The organism is Parafilimonas terrae (assembly GCF_900115755.1).
Lineage (GTDB): Bacteria > Bacteroidota > Bacteroidia > Chitinophagales > Chitinophagaceae > Parafilimonas > Parafilimonas terrae.
Genome location: NZ_FOXQ01000001.1, coordinates 532889 through 546763, shown reverse-complemented (window position 1 = coordinate 546763; position 13875 = coordinate 532889). Strand labels below are relative to the sequence as shown.

14 protein-coding genes and 5 tRNA genes are annotated in these 13875 nt (G+C 37.3%); 5 read left to right on the top strand and 14 right to left on the bottom strand.

All coding sequences use genetic code 11. The features are described from left to right. Positions 1–8: 8 nt before the first annotated feature. Positions 9–1013, bottom strand: a complete 1005-nt coding sequence (locus BM015_RS02340) for a carbohydrate kinase family protein (protein ID WP_090654099.1) — start codon at positions 1011–1013, stop codon at positions 9–11. 91 nt (positions 1014–1104) lie between these two features. Here BM015_RS02340 and BM015_RS02335 point away from each other — a divergent pair, with 91 nt between their 5' ends. Both BM015_RS02335 and BM015_RS02330 read left to right on the top strand, forming a co-directional pair. Continuing rightward, entirely contained in the window at positions 1105–2082 is a 978-nt protein-coding gene (locus tag BM015_RS02335) for a sensor histidine kinase (protein WP_090654097.1), read from the top strand. Then, positions 2082–2786, top strand: coding sequence for a response regulator transcription factor (locus tag BM015_RS02330; protein WP_177191784.1), 705 nt, complete (start codon positions 2082–2084; stop codon positions 2784–2786). Before BM015_RS02335 ends, BM015_RS02330 begins: the two co-directional genes overlap by 1 nt. Here BM015_RS02330 and BM015_RS02325 read toward each other — a convergent pair. After that, entirely contained in the window at positions 2783–4222 is a 1440-nt protein-coding gene (locus BM015_RS02325) for a BatD family protein (protein ID WP_090654093.1), read from the bottom strand. The genes BM015_RS02330 and BM015_RS02325 overlap by 4 nt on opposite strands. A gap of 127 nt (positions 4223–4349) precedes the next feature. Between BM015_RS02325 and BM015_RS02320 the strand changes: the two genes are divergently transcribed. After that, on the top strand, positions 4350–5492 hold the full coding sequence (locus tag BM015_RS02320; RefSeq protein WP_090654091.1) for a formimidoylglutamase: 1143 nt from the start codon (positions 4350–4352) through the stop codon (positions 5490–5492). 88 nt (positions 5493–5580) lie between these two features. Here BM015_RS02320 and nusG read toward each other — a convergent pair whose 3' ends face one another. From nusG to rpsU, 11 genes are all read right to left on the bottom strand, one after another. After that, positions 5581–6177: a transcription termination/antitermination protein NusG gene (gene nusG / locus BM015_RS02315; RefSeq protein WP_090654089.1), complete on the bottom strand. Its 597-nt coding sequence runs from the start codon at positions 6175–6177 to the stop codon at positions 5581–5583. Between the two features lie 16 nt (positions 6178–6193). Further along, the gene (secE, locus tag BM015_RS02310; protein WP_090654087.1) at positions 6194–6388 is read right to left on the bottom strand and encodes a preprotein translocase subunit SecE; all 195 of its coding nucleotides are present in this window, start codon (positions 6386–6388) and stop codon (positions 6194–6196) included. A gap of 92 nt (positions 6389–6480) precedes the next feature. Then, positions 6481–6551 (bottom strand) — tRNA-Trp (locus tag BM015_RS02305). 104 nt (positions 6552–6655) lie between these two features. Beyond that, the gene (tuf, locus tag BM015_RS02300) at positions 6656–7843 is read right to left on the bottom strand and encodes an elongation factor Tu (protein WP_090654085.1); all 1188 of its coding nucleotides are present in this window, start codon (positions 7841–7843) and stop codon (positions 6656–6658) included. Between the two features lie 115 nt (positions 7844–7958). Further along, a tRNA-Thr gene (locus BM015_RS02295) sits at positions 7959–8030 on the bottom strand. 88 nt (positions 8031–8118) lie between these two features. Beyond that, positions 8119–8191 (bottom strand) — tRNA-Gly (locus BM015_RS02290). 124 nt (positions 8192–8315) lie between these two features. Further along, positions 8316–8398, bottom strand: a tRNA-Tyr gene (locus BM015_RS02285). Positions 8399–8596: 198 nt separating this feature from the next. Then, positions 8597–8669: transfer RNA gene (locus tag BM015_RS02280), tRNA-Thr, on the bottom strand. Between the two features lie 221 nt (positions 8670–8890). After that, positions 8891–9190, bottom strand: coding sequence for a ribosome hibernation-promoting factor, HPF/YfiA family (hpf, locus tag BM015_RS02275; protein WP_090654083.1), 300 nt, complete (start codon positions 9188–9190; stop codon positions 8891–8893). 161 nt (positions 9191–9351) lie between these two features. Further along, positions 9352–10245: a site-specific tyrosine recombinase/integron integrase gene (gene xerA / locus BM015_RS02270; RefSeq protein ID WP_090654080.1), complete on the bottom strand. Its 894-nt coding sequence runs from the start codon at positions 10243–10245 to the stop codon at positions 9352–9354. A 56-nt stretch (positions 10246–10301) separates the two neighbouring features. Then, positions 10302–10499 carry a 30S ribosomal protein S21 gene (gene rpsU / locus BM015_RS02265; protein WP_090654078.1) on the bottom strand — a complete coding sequence of 66 codons (198 nt, stop codon included), beginning with the start codon at positions 10497–10499 and terminating at the stop codon, positions 10302–10304. A 182-nt stretch (positions 10500–10681) separates the two neighbouring features. Between rpsU and BM015_RS02260 the strand changes: the two genes are divergently transcribed. Continuing rightward, complete coding sequence (locus BM015_RS02260) at positions 10682–11824, top strand: sensor histidine kinase (RefSeq protein WP_090654076.1); 1143 nt, start codon at positions 10682–10684, stop codon at positions 11822–11824. A gap of 1 nt (position 11825) precedes the next feature. Beyond that, positions 11826–12518 carry a LytR/AlgR family response regulator transcription factor gene (locus tag BM015_RS02255; protein WP_090654074.1) on the top strand — a complete coding sequence of 231 codons (693 nt, stop codon included), beginning with the start codon at positions 11826–11828 and terminating at the stop codon, positions 12516–12518. A gap of 21 nt (positions 12519–12539) precedes the next feature. On the opposite strand, the gene kynU is transcribed toward BM015_RS02255, so the two are convergent. Further along, on the bottom strand, positions 12540–13814 hold the full coding sequence (kynU, locus tag BM015_RS02250; protein WP_090654072.1) for a kynureninase: 1275 nt from the start codon (positions 13812–13814) through the stop codon (positions 12540–12542). Between the last annotated feature and the right edge of the window lie 61 nt (positions 13815–13875).

The window sequence follows — 13875 nt, the reverse complement described above, 5'->3', positions numbered from 1 at the left end:
AAAAATAATTAATTAAAAATATCGCTGCTTAGGTGTTTAAAAGCTTCCATAGCGCCCATGTATTCGCAGGTGCGGGCGCCGGCTTTGTTGGCATTATAAACTATGTTTTTCCAGTTGTCAAAAGAAATTTCATCTAATGTAGTTTGCATTTTACTTAACTGGTATAATACAGCGCCAACAAATGCATCACCTGCGCCGGTTGTGTCAACAGCCTTTACAGGAATGCTTGGCACCGTAACGATTTCATCATTTACAATCAACATGGTGCCTTCTTTTCCAATGGTGATTGTAAAAACTGCATCTGTTTTTTTCTTCAGAATATTTATAGCATCTGTTAGGGTTGCGGCACCAGTTATCAGCAAAGCTTCTTCATCGCTTACTTTAAAAAAATTGCAGCTTTCTATAAAATTCCAGGACTGGTCAATAAAAGATTGCTCATTATTTTTAAAAAGCAGGTGGCGGTAATTCGGATCAAAACTCACATATAAATTTCGATGAAGCGCTTTCTGCATTAAGCCCTGGTAAGCAGTTTGCAAAGGTCCTGGCAAAAAGCCCGTAGCGGAACCAAAATGAATAATAGAAAAACCATCGAGATCAATAGCCTCCATTTCAGCCCTGCTCAACTGGCCGTCAGCGCCGCGGTTAAATACAAAATCACGCTCTCCGTTTTCCATTAAAGACACAAAAGCAAGCGTAGTGAAGGAATGGTTATCCAGCAGCATCCATTTTGTTGACACATTAAAGTCCTGCATTACTTCTACCAGGTGTTTGCCAAAGGGATCATTTCCCACTTTAGCGGCTAATTCCACATCACCGCCAAGCGCAGCAATAGCAGCTGCAACATTCGTTGGCGCTCCGCCGGGCTTCTTTAAAAAATGCTGGCCTTCGGTTAACGGTTTACCTTTATCTGTGCAAATCATATCAATGAGCGCTTCGCCCATACATAAAATTTTACCACCTTCCCACAACCGGGCATTTTGCGCATCATCATATTCCGTCAGGCTGTTTTCCATTATAATTTTTTAGATTGATAGATCAGAAGCTGTTACAAGTGTAGCACATCATAATCAATTTTGCAACACATAATCTTTTTATTTTGCAGTAATGATCTCTGCTTATAAACAGCGCAAGCTTACATTCATAACTTTTGTTTATTGGTTCCTGCTATTATTTATTACAGCAGCATGGATTTGGTGGTTTATTTCACTGCAACAGCAAAACGATCAGATGCGCTTTTATAAATTGCTGCAACTGAATAAAGACGACGCTGCATACGAACAAAAGCTTTTTTTAGTTAATGATGAGCATTCCCGCAAAACGGCACAATATATAAGTGAAGGAATAACTTTTGTGATTTTGACATTAATAGGTGCATTATTTGTTTACCGTTCTGTAAGGAAACAATTTATGTTGAACAGGCAACAACAAAATTTTATGATGGCTGTTACGCATGAATTAAAAACGCCTATTGCCGTTATAAATCTCAGCCTTGAAACTTTGCTTAAAAGAAAACTTGATGAAGAAAAACAGCAGCATTTTATTAAAACAAGCCTGCAGGAAACAGAGCGGCTTAATGAGCTTGTTTCAAATATCCTTATAACATCGCAACTGGAAAGCGGTAATTATTTAAGCACCAAAGAAAGCCTTGATTTTTCTGAGTTGGTTGATAAATGCGTTATATATTTTACTGCCCGTTTTCCATCAAGAAGCATCACAAAAAACATTGAAGAAAACATTCTTATTAATGGTGAAAGCTTATTGCTGCAATTGCTCATAAATAATTTAATAAGCAATGCCTTAAAATATTCACCAAAAGAAAAGCCTGTTCATATAAAATTGATAAGTAATAATAACACTGTTCTTCTGAGTGTGATTGATGAAGGTGTCGGCATAAATGAAGAAGAGAAGAAAAAGGTTTTTACAAAGTTTTATCGCAGCGGAGATGAAACCGTGCGCAACACAAAAGGTACAGGGCTAGGCTTATACCTTTGTAAGCGGATTGCGGAAAGCCATAATGGCAAAATAAGCATTGTCAATAATCAGCCAGCCGGAAGTATTTTTAATGTAGAATTTAAAGTATAATGAAAGAAGAAAAAGCAAATATATTGTTGGTGGAAGATGAAGAAAATCTCCACGAAACATTGAAGCTGAACCTTGAAATGGAAGGCTATTCCGTTACTTCCGCTTTTACCGGAACGCAGGCGATGAAGATAGTTGCTGAAGAATATTTCGATCTTATCATTATGGATATAATGTTGCCTGAAATGGATGGAATAACTGTTACTGAAAATATAAGGATTAGTAATAATGATGTCCCGGTTTTAATACTAAGCGCTAAAAACACTGGCAATGACAGGGTTTTGGGGCTGAAGAAAGGTGCTGATGATTATTTAACCAAGCCATTTAATCTTGAGGAATTATTATTAAGGATTGATAAGCTCATCATTAAAAATAAAAAGATTGCGGATAAGGATTTTGTATTTGATACTTATAGTTTTGATGGTAATACCATTGATTTTAAGGCACAGGAAGCAACATTGAGTAATGGCGATAAAGTTGAGTTAAGCAAGAAAGAAACCATGTTGCTGAAGCTGCTTATTGAAAACAAAAACCAGGTTGTAACAAGAGAAAAAATATTGCAATCTGTTTGGGGCTATAAGGTTTATCCTAACACAAGAACGATAGATAATTTCATCCTTAATTTCAGAAAATACTTTGAAACAGATAGCCGCAACCCAAAGCACTTTCATTCTGTAAGAGGTGTTGGCTATAAATATATTGATTAGCTTTCCTGCTGAAGTTCTTCAACCGTTTCTTTCACTTCCTTAAAATAAAAATTGAGATCGGCAGGCGTTTCAAAAGGCGCATATAAATTTAGGTTAATAGCTTCGTACAAAGCTGCGGCCTTATTACAAACCGGAGCATTGCATGTTTTTTTAATTAATTCATTCATTAAAACCTGTTCGGAATATTGTGAGGAATCAAGCTTTTCTGCAACCGCTTTCGTAAGAACATTTTTTGCTTTTATAAAGAAAGTTTTATTGTCGGTAATGGTTTGCAGTTCATCAAAATACCTCGAAAAATCAGTTTTATATTTTGCATTGAAAGCAGGCTTTGGTGCTTCAAACGCAGGCAGGGCGTTGCTTACAACAGTGTTGGCTTTTGGATTAGTTTTATTATTGCGCCTGTGGGAGATGAGCGCTGTTAATGCCACAAGCAATGCAATGGCCGGTACTATCCATAAATATTTCCGGTTGGTTATATCATAGTTTACGATTTCATTGGCTGTATCTTTTTTCGAAAGCGCCTGTATGAAAAATACAGGAATGCTGTCTGTTTGTACGGTCTCATACTTTTTTGAATCAGTGTTAAAATAGCTGAAACTTATTGGCGGTATAATAATGTTCTCTTCCTTGCTTCCAATAAATGGTATATTAAAAACACGATCGCCGGTTATGGGAAAATCATTCTGGCTTACATGCTGTGAATCCTTACTATCAAAATGCTGTACGTTCTGAGGCCAGTTAATTTCGGGCTGAACAATAGCGTCAAGATTGCCTGCGCCTTTTATTGTTACAATTAAGTTGCCGTTTTCGCCCACAGGAATTTTATTATTGTCAATCGCTGCGCTTATACCGAAAGTGCCGGTAATGCCATAGAAGTTTTCCGGCTTATTATTTTCAGGAAGATTAATTACTTCTACGGTTTCATTACCATTGCTTACGGTGATATTAAATTTCCTGGTTGTTAAAACATCATTCGGGTTAAAAACCTGCACATAATTATTTACGTATGCTTTTCCCAGTGAAAGGCTTCCTTCCTGCAATGCGGTTAACTGTACTTTTCTGATTGTATAAACTGAAAAAGCTTCATTATTGATGTTCTCAAATTCAGGCCCCTGGTCAAAGTTTAATTCTTTTACACTGCATCCTGAAAACTCAGGTTGTTTACCTACAGAGGGCCTGTCGTTTATGCCGCTGGCAACATAAAATTTATAAGTAGCCATGAGTGGCTCGCCCACAAAAACCTTATCCTTGTTGGTAAAAACCTTTACAAACATCTTTCGTTTTAATAAAGATTCTATATCATTATTGGTTTGATCATAACCTGTTTCATTATTAATTAAGGAAGGAATATCAGCAGGATGCGATTGCACAAAGGAGGTTTGTATGCTTGCGGCAAACATTAAAAATGTCAATACATATTTTGCATACAAAGGCATCTAACAAAAATAGATACAGATATTTTGTAAATAATCCAGAGACGGGTTAAACAATTCAAAATTAAAAAACCAGGGTGCTTTTGCCAAAGCTTCATTTTAATTATGTTTGTTATAATAAAAATACAATATGGCATTTTCTGCAATAGATACAATTATAGATTTTCTTGAACCTGTTAATTTAAGCCTGCTGAATAATGATGAAGATTACAATTCTAAACAATTAGGCAGCGCTGCAGATATTTATACAAGTAATTTTCCTGATGTAGATGCTGCAGATCTTATTATTGTTGGCTGCAGCGAAGCACGAGGCGCCGGTGTGCCCAAAAGAGATGATGATGGCATTAATGCAGTAAGGGCTCATTTTTATAATTTGTATCACTGGCACGCCGAAGTTAAGATTGCTGATATAGGCAATGTAAAATCAGGCGCTTCGCTGGAAGATACTTATGCCGCATTACAGCAAATATTAAGTGAGTTATCAGCCCTTAATAAAAAGGTGGTGATTATCGGCGGGTCGCACGATATTATGATGGCGCAGTATGATGTTTTTGATGCACAGCAAAAACTTGTGGAAGCTGTTTGCATAGATGCCATTCTTGATATGAATGTTGACAGCCGCATGCCGGCTGAAAATTTCCTTATGCAAATGTTTACCAAAGAGCCCAATTATTTGAAACATTATAATCATATTGGCTTTCAAAGCTATTTTGTGCATCCGTCTATGCTGGAAACAATTGATAAGCTGCGCTTTGATTGCTACCGTGTTGGCATTGTGAAAGAACATATAGAAACAATGGAACCGGTTGTGCGCAATGCCGATATAATTGGGTTTGATATAACGGCCATTCAGCACAGCCATGCACCTGCCAATCGTATAACGCCAAATGGATTTAACGGCGAAGAAGCCTGTTTGCTGATGCAATATGCAGGCATGAGCAGTATTGCCGGCAGCATTGGCATTTATGGTTATAATTATAGGCAGGATATAAGTGATCTCACGGCTAAACAAATTAGCCACATGCTCTGGTATTTGATGGATGGCATTCAAAAAGGAAAAAACGAAGCACCGCTTGAACAAAGGGAATATTTCAACGAATTCCGGCTAATGTTTGCAGATTTTGAAACGATGTTTTTGCAAAGCAAGAAAACGCAACGCTGGTGGATGCAGTTACCTGATAAAACTTTCGTTGCCTGCAGCGGGAAAGATTATGCTACCGCTTTAAACAACGATATTCCGGAACGCTGGTTGCGGGCGGCGGAAAGGCTTTAGATAATTAGCTGTTTGATCATGATAATTAATGAAGGGCATAAAAAAACCACAGAAATCATCTGTGGTTTTTTCTTTTAAAAAGAAGTATTTAACTGAGCTTTTCTACCTGCATGTAATTCAACTCAACAGGAGTAGAACGCCCGAATATTTTTACGATCACTTTCAGCTTTTTCTTTTCATCATTCACTTCTTCAATTACGCCGTTAAAATCGTTGAATGCGCCATCAATAATTTTGATTGTTTCACCAATAATAAATGGCTCGCTCATGGTAATACCACCGGCCTCACTCATTTCATCCACCTTACCCAGCATTTTATTTACTTCGCTTTTACGCAGCGAAATAATATTGCCTTTTGAGCCTTTGCCATCGGTTAAAAAATGCATTACGTTGCTTACATTACTTATGTGATGAATCATATCATCTGTAAGCTTTCCATCTAAAACCTCAAGCATAACATAACCCGGAAAATAGTTTTTTTCACGCATTACCTTTTTGCCATTCTGCACTTTATATACTTTTTCCATTGGCAGAAATACCTGTTTTATAACCTCAGCATAACCGCTGCGGATTATGTCTTTATCAAGATATTCCTTTACTTTTCTCTCTTTACCGCTCACAACACGCAATACATACCATTTGGTATCCTGCTGTTGAACAACATTTTCCTCAGTTACATTCTCCATACACTTACTTTATATATTAACTGAAAAATGAATAGATAAGTTTCAGCAGTTCATTACTGCCCAAATCCATTAAACCTATTATGGCCATTATTATTATTGTAGCACCTAATACAACTAAGGTTGATTGCTGCAACTGGGCCCAGGTTGGCCAGGTAACTTTTTCAGTCAATTCTTTATAAGAATCGCGGAAATAATTAGAAACTTTATTCATTTTTTTAAGTTGATTGAGTTGACTGGCTGATTAAGTTGATTAGTAAAAACCTTTCAACGTATCAACATTTCAACTTGTTTACTTTTACTAAGCACGGGCACTAGGATTCGAACCCAGATCGAAGGTTTTGGAGACCTCTATTCTACCATTGAACTATACCCGTAGAAAGCTAAAAGCTATTAGCTGCTGGCTAATAGCTTTCCGCAATATTAAGCAAATAAATATTATTTGCAATTAACTAATAGCTAAAAGCTAAAGGCTATCAGCTTATTTTATAATTTCAGTAACCTGGCCGGCACCTACTGTACGGCCGCCTTCGCGGATAGCGAACTTCAAACCTTTTTCCATTGCTATCGGCTGAATTAACTTAACGGTTAAACCGATGTTGTCACCAGGCATTACCATTTCAGTTCCTTCAGGTAAAGAAACTTCACCAGTTACGTCAGTAGTCCTGAAATAGAACTGTGGACGATATTTATTAAAGAACGGTGTATGACGGCCACCTTCTTCTTTGCTCAGTACGTAAACTTCGCATTTGAATTCAGTGTGAGGAGTAATGCTCTTAGGCTGAACGATAACCATACCGCGACGGATATCTTTCTTTTCAATACCGCGTAACAACAAGCCTGCGTTATCACCAGCTTCACCGCGATCCAGTAATTTTTTGAACATTTCCACACCTGTTACAGTTGAGCTTAAAGGAGCGTCCATTAAACCAACCAGTTCAACAGGATCGCCAACTTTGATCACGCCGCGCTCAATACGCCCTGTGGCAACAGTACCACGGCCGGTAATAGAGAATACGTCTTCAACAGACATAAGGAAAGGCTGATCCACGGGGCGGGGAGGCAGCGGAATGTAGCTGTCAACAGCCTCCATTAATTCTTCTACTTTCTTAACCCATTTTTCTTCACCAGCCAAAGCACCGGTTGCAGAACCCTGTATAATAGGAGTGTTATCGCCATCGAAACCGTAGAAGCTTAAAAGCTCACGAATTTCCATTTCAACAAGCTCTAATAATTCAGGATCATCAACCAGGTCAACTTTATTCATAAACACTACCATGCGGGGAACGCCTACCTGGCGTGCCAAAAGGATGTGTTCTTTAGTTTGAGGCATAGGGCCATCAGTTGCAGCAACAACAAGGATAGCGCCGTCCATCTGGGCAGCACCGGTAATCATGTTTTTCACATAATCCGCGTGACCCGGGCAGTCAACGTGAGCATAGTGACGGTTAGCCGTCTGATATTCAACGTGTGCTGTGTTGATAGTAATACCACGCTCTTTTTCTTCAGGGGCGGCATCAATTTCATCATATTTTCTAGCCTCAGCCATACCTTTTGAAGATAAGATGGTAGTAATAGCTGCGGTTAAAGTGGTTTTACCATGGTCAATGTGACCAATTGTACCAACGTTTACGTGAGGTTTATCCCTCTTAAAAGTCTCTTTAGACATCTTTATCGTTTTTGTGTTGTTGTTTAAAAATCCAGCTATCAGCTTTAAGGCTTCAGCAATTAAAATTTATATTGTTCCGCTTCAGCGGCACAAATTTCATCCAATCTTAGAATAGAGCCGTTGATGAGAATTGAACTCACGACCTCTTCCTTACCAAGGAAGTGCTCTACCACTGAGCTACAACGGCTTGTCAAAAAAAGTTGACAGTTGACCGTTGTAAGTTGACAGTGAATTTCCCGTCAACTGTCAACTATCCTCTGTCATCTCATTCAAAGAGCGGGAGACCAGGCTCGAACTGGCCACCTATAGCTTGGAAGGCTATCGCTCTACCAAATGAGCTACTCCCGCATTTTAATTTGAAAATTTGAAAATATAGTAATTTAAAGATGATTACTGTAGTTCAAACATTCAAATTTCAAAGAACTTCATACAATAAGGCAAATTAATAATTACCCTATTGTAAAATTAACCGTGGGCAGAGCAGGGTTCGAACCTGCGTACTCGTGAGAGAACAGATTTACAGTCTGTCGCCTTTAACCGCTCGGCCATCTGCCCAATTATAAATACCAGAGCCACTTGTCGGAATCCCCGCCTGACCGAAGTCATTCGGGCAGGGAACCAACGACCTATTGATTAAAAAATCAGATAAGTCATAACTCAAGAGCCACTTGTCGGAATCCCCGCCTGACCGAAGTCATTCGGGCAGGGAACCAACGACCTATTGATTAAAAATCAGATAAGTCATAACTCAAGAGCCACTTGTCGGAATCGAACCAACGACCTACTGATTACAAATCAGTTGCTCTACCAGCTGAGCTAAAGTGGCTTTTGTAATAATTTAATACGCCACCTGATAAATTAAAAAATATTCATTTTGATTCCTGAAGTGACGACAATAAAAGAGCTACCCATTTTTTCGGGATGGCAAAGGTAAGTGAAAACTTCATTTGGCAAAATTTTACTCAGAATTTTTGAGGTGGTTTTATAAGAATAAATTAAAAAACCCCCGCTGATGGCGGAGGTTTTAATTTTAAAGCGCTTTAAAAATTAAGCAGCTTGTTTTTCTTTTTGTTTTTTTAATTGGTTAACTACGGAATCTAATGCACTGTCGAAAGATTCCTGAAACGACTTTGAAGTTGCTTTTACAAAAAAGCTGTGCCTGGGCACGTATATTCTTATTTCGGCAATTTTATCTTTAATATTATGCGCCACATTGTCTAATTTAAGAAAAACATCGGTACGTATTATTCGGTCGTGGAATGTGGTTAGCTTACTAAGTTTTTTGTTTACATGGTCTATCAGTTTAGCGTCGGCGGTAAAGTGTACCGTTTCAATGTTTACATTCATAAAAAAACTGCTTTTAAAGTGAACAATAAAAAAAAGAACTCACTTGGAAATGCCCTTTCGGGTTATTGAATTTCCGTTGATGAAGATAGAGTTTTTAAATTTTAATACCTCATTTTTTTGTCACTTTTTAAAGGAATTTTAAGGCAATTTTTGAAATCATTTTAAGCCTTGGGATGCGCTTTTTTAAATACCTCTTTTAAGCGTTCAATGTTATTGTGCGTGTAAACCTGCGTAGCCGCAAGGCTGCTGTGACCGAGTAATTCTTTTACCGCATTCAAATCGGCTCCGTTACTGGTTAAATGGGTGGCAAAGCTATGGCGCAAAATATGAGGGCTTTTCTTATTTACAGTGGTAACCAGTGACAAGTTTTTCTTTACCATATTATATACCTGCCTTGCATACAATGGCTTGCCTTTTTCATTTACAAAAACTTGGCTGATGCTGTCGCCTCCCGGCTTATGTTTTATATAATCCTGAAGATTTGTTATTAATTCTTTATTTACCGGTATAATTCTTTCTTTATTGCCTTTGCCTAAAACCTTTATATGATTATAGGCATAATCTACCTGCGATGTTTTTAAATTGACCAGTTCACTTACACGCATACCTGTATTATAAAAAAGCTGCAATACCAGTTTTTCAGTCCTTCCTTTCCAGTCGTCTGAGAACTCTACATAATCAAATAATGTTTGAATATCTTTTTCTTCCACATAAACGGGCAGGCGTTTACTAATTTTTGGTGCATTGATAATGCTCATAGGCGTGGTTGCCACAATGCCCTCCCGCATTAAAAATTTATAGAATGATTTTAAAGTGGAAATTTTACGGTTGATGGATTTTGCTGTTAAATCTTCCTCCTGCTTAAGATGTGCCAGCCACGATCTGACTATAGCTGCATTAATTTCAGCTACGCCCGGCCCGTCAAACTCAGCAATAATGAAACTTAAAAACTGTTCAAGATCGTTTTGGTAAGAAATAATGGTGTGTTGCGAATAGCGTTTTTCAAAACGCAGGTAATTGAGGAAAGCTTCTTTTTGTGGATATTGAGCAAACATAAACAGCCATAAAATTATACATCTTATGGCTGTTTTCTATCTATAATAGAAAAATATTAAAGCTCAATCTTTCCGCTGGAGATTTTTTGCTTGTAAATAGCTTTTAAAATCTGGTTGCGGCGCTTAACAGAAGGCTTTGTAAAAGTCTGACGTTCCCTTAATTGTAATAAGGTCTTGCTCTTTTCGTATTTCTTTTTATACTTTTTAAGCGCTTTGTCAATGTTTTCGCAATCTTTTGAATCTACAATTAACATAAATTACTTTTCCTTTTTTAGGGCTGCAAAGATAAGTACATAAATCTATTTTCCAAATGTAATTTAAATGTTAAGGGCCAATTTTTTGATTTCTTTAATTGATCGAAATTATACTGCAGTTGGTCGAAATCATTTAATGCAGTGCATTCTATCCGGTAGTTTTAAGTTTTAAAAAATTACACATGGAATTTGACAACGACCGCCCGGTAAAACACACAGGCAAAATTGAAATATTTTGCTGGGTATTGCTTGCCCTAATGAACCCATTAATAAATTGTCTCACTTTTTTTTTGCATAATGCAAAAATCTGGTGGTTTGTATTCGGAGTTAATCTTTTGATGTTGCCTGCTTATATTTTTTATTCAGCTATAATAGTTCCCAGATTTCTACATGAAAAAAAATATGTACAATATTTCAGTTTAACTATTTTGTTCCTGGCTGCTATACAGCTAATACTTTTTGGTATTTATTCTATTATTTGGGATTTTGGTTCGCAAACTGAACAAGCTTATTTTACTTATAGTTTTAGTACTATTATCAGGGAATGTTTATGGAGTATTATTTATACTTTAATTGCGATAGCAATTTATTTTATTAACAAGGCTTTTGATGAAAGAAAACTGTTAATAGCGCTTCAAAAAGACAACGATAATTTTCGATTAAAATATTTACGTGCACAGCTCAACCCGCATTTTCTTTTTAATACTTTAAACAGCATTTATTCATTAAGCATGCAAAAATCTGACGAAACACCAGGTATTGTATTGAAACTCGCCGACCTGATGCGTTATCTTATTTATGAATGCAACGAAGAAAAAGTGCCTTTAACCAAAGAAATAGAATTCATCCGCAATTATATTGAACTTGAAAAAGTAAGATATAACGCCGATATACGGTTTGATATTGAAGGCGATTCCGAAGGCATAATGATAGAACCCTTGCTCTTTATTTCGTTTGTTGAAAACGGGTTTAAACATGCTTTCGACAGTGCTTATGCCAACGCATTCATTTATATAACGCTGAAAATAACGCCTGAACAAATTACACTTACAGTCATTAATAATACCAGCATTGATCTTGAAACACAAGCCAGGAGAATACAGGGCACAGGCATAAGAACAAGTAAAAATATGCTCGAGTTATTATATCCAACTTCTCATGCGTTGCATATTATTCAAACTGAAAAAGAAGAAAGCCGCTCAACCGAATTGCGCATGCAAAATGCCAGGCGAAGGCTTGAAAACCTTTATCCCGACTCCCATACGCTTGATGTAATTTTAAGCAACAACACATTTACTGTTTCACTCATTCTTAAAAGGGCCTGATTTGATAAAATGTATAATTGTTGAAGACGAAAGGCTGGCGCAGCAAGTAATTGAAGCTTATATTGAACGTACGCCTCAATTACAACTGATAGCAATTTGCAATAATGCTCTTGAAGCAAAAGACGTTTTGCTAAAGCAGCAGGTTGACCTGATGTTTTTAGACGTTCAGCTTCCGGGAATGACAGGCTTAAATTTCCTGCGCACTTTACAAACTATGCCTTACATAATTCTCACCACAGCTTACGCCGATTATGCCCTGGAAAGCTATGAGTTTAACGTGGTTGATTATTTGCTGAAATCTATATCATTCGAACGTTTTACAAAGGCTATACATAAATACCTTGAAATTAATTTACCCGCTGAAACTAAAACGAAAAGCGATCATATTTATGTAAAAAGCAGCGGCAGGTTTATTAAAATAAATTTTGCCGATATTATGTATGTGCAGGGCATGAAAGATTATCTTAAAATAGTTACTGTTAATTCAAATATTGTAACGCTGCAAACTATGGGAGAGATGGAAAAAATATTACAATCGAAACAATTTATACGCGTTCATAAATCTTATATCGTTTCATTAAATCACATAAAATCTATTTACGGCAACAATATTGAAATGGCAAAAGCTTCTATACCCATTGGCATTAATTATAAAGAAAAAATCACCGGGCTAATCAGCGGTTATTTCTCTTAACAGAAAGAAACTGCTATTGCATTATTGTAAAATGTTTTCAATAATATTTCCGAAACGCCATACATCTTCATACTTATTATATAATGGCACCGGCGCCACACGAATTACATTAGGTTCACGCCAATCGGCTATCACACCTTCATTAGTTAAAGCATCAAATATGGCTTTGCCATTTTTGTGCATAAACATAGAAACCTGGCAGCCTCTTTCATCTTCATTTGCAAGCGTTATTATCTCAATTACGCGGTAATTATATTTTTGATTGATGCCGTTCAAAATAAAATGCAGGTAAGCCGTTAATGTTTTTCTTTTTTGATGGAGATTTTCTATCCCGGCTTCTTCAAAAATATCAAGCGCTGCTTTATGCGCAGCCAATAATAAGGCAGGCGGCGTGCTTAATTGCCAGCCTTCGGCTGTTGGGATAGCATCAAAGTTTTGTTCCATTTTAAAGCGCGTTAATTTATTGTTGCCCCACCAGCCTGCCAGTCTCGGAAAGTTTTTATCCCTTGCAAATCTTTCATGAATAAAAGTGCCTGAAACAGCGCCGGGCCCGGAGTTTAAATATTTATACGTGCACCAGCAGGCAAAATCAACATTCCAATCATGCAGGTTTAATTCAACATTACCGGCTGCATGCGCCAGGTCAAAACCTGCATAAGCGCCCGCTTTATGCGCAGCTTCTGTTATAGTCTTTATATTGAAATATTGCCCGCTGTAATAATTTATGCCGCTAAATAATACAAGCGCCGTTTCTCCTGCGTGTTGTTCAATCACTGAAATAATATCTTCTGTATGCAATACATGTTTGCCTTCACGCGGTTTAACTTCAACAATAACATCTTCCGGTTTAAGATTATGCAATAAAGCCTGCGATGCAAATGCATACTGATCGGAAGGAAAAGCTTTTGCTTCGCAGATAATTTTATAACGTTGTTTTGTTGGCCTGTAAAAACCGGCCATCATTAAATGCAGGTTCACCGTAAGCGCATTCATTATTACTATTTCTTCTGCCAGGCAGCCCACAATTTTTGCAAGTGGTTTTGTGAGTTTATCATGAAAATGCATCCAGGGGTTTTCACCTTTAAAATGCCCTTCAACGCCAAGGACAGCCCAGCTATCAAGTACCTGTTTTATTTCGCCTGAAGTGTTTTTTGGCTGAAGGCCAAGCGAGTTTCCGGTGAAATAAATGCAATCTTTTCCGTTATGCTGTGGAAACAAAAAACTATTCCTGAGATGATTTAGTTTATCCTCCTTGTCAAGTTGCAAGGCGCAGGCAAGTGTGTTTTCAAACTTCATAGAAATTTAATTGGGCAAACAAAAGTCGCTATCTGTTTGCATTAATCTTCAATTTACCCAA

Bases quoted from the DNA above. Each gene is read 5' to 3' on its own strand.
- BM015_RS02340 (WP_090654099.1), bottom strand. From the start codon at position 1,013: ATGGAAAACAGCCTGACGGAATATGATGATGCGCAAAATGCCCGGTTG.
- BM015_RS02335 (WP_090654097.1), top strand. From the start codon at position 1,105: ATGATCTCTGCTTATAAACAGCGCAAGCTTACATTCATAACTTTTGTT.
- BM015_RS02330 (WP_177191784.1), top strand. From the start codon at position 2,082: ATGAAAGAAGAAAAAGCAAATATATTGTTGGTGGAAGATGAAGAAAAT.
- BM015_RS02325 (WP_090654093.1), bottom strand. From the start codon at position 4,222: ATGCCTTTGTATGCAAAATATGTATTGACATTTTTAATGTTTGCCGCA.
- BM015_RS02320 (WP_090654091.1), top strand. From the start codon at position 4,350: ATGGCATTTTCTGCAATAGATACAATTATAGATTTTCTTGAACCTGTT.
- nusG (WP_090654089.1), bottom strand. From the start codon at position 6,177: ATGGAGAATGTAACTGAGGAAAATGTTGTTCAACAGCAGGATACCAAA.
- secE (WP_090654087.1), bottom strand. From the start codon at position 6,388: ATGAATAAAGTTTCTAATTATTTCCGCGATTCTTATAAAGAATTGACT.
- tuf (WP_090654085.1), bottom strand. From the start codon at position 7,843: ATGTCTAAAGAGACTTTTAAGAGGGATAAACCTCACGTAAACGTTGGT.
- hpf (WP_090654083.1), bottom strand. From the start codon at position 9,190: ATGAATGTAAACATTGAAACGGTACACTTTACCGCCGACGCTAAACTG.
- xerA (WP_090654080.1), bottom strand. From the start codon at position 10,245: ATGTTTGCTCAATATCCACAAAAAGAAGCTTTCCTCAATTACCTGCGT.
- rpsU (WP_090654078.1), bottom strand. From the start codon at position 10,499: ATGTTAATTGTAGATTCAAAAGATTGCGAAAACATTGACAAAGCGCTT.
- BM015_RS02260 (WP_090654076.1), top strand. From the start codon at position 10,682: ATGGAATTTGACAACGACCGCCCGGTAAAACACACAGGCAAAATTGAA.
- kynU (WP_090654072.1), bottom strand. From the start codon at position 13,814: ATGAAGTTTGAAAACACACTTGCCTGCGCCTTGCAACTTGACAAGGAG.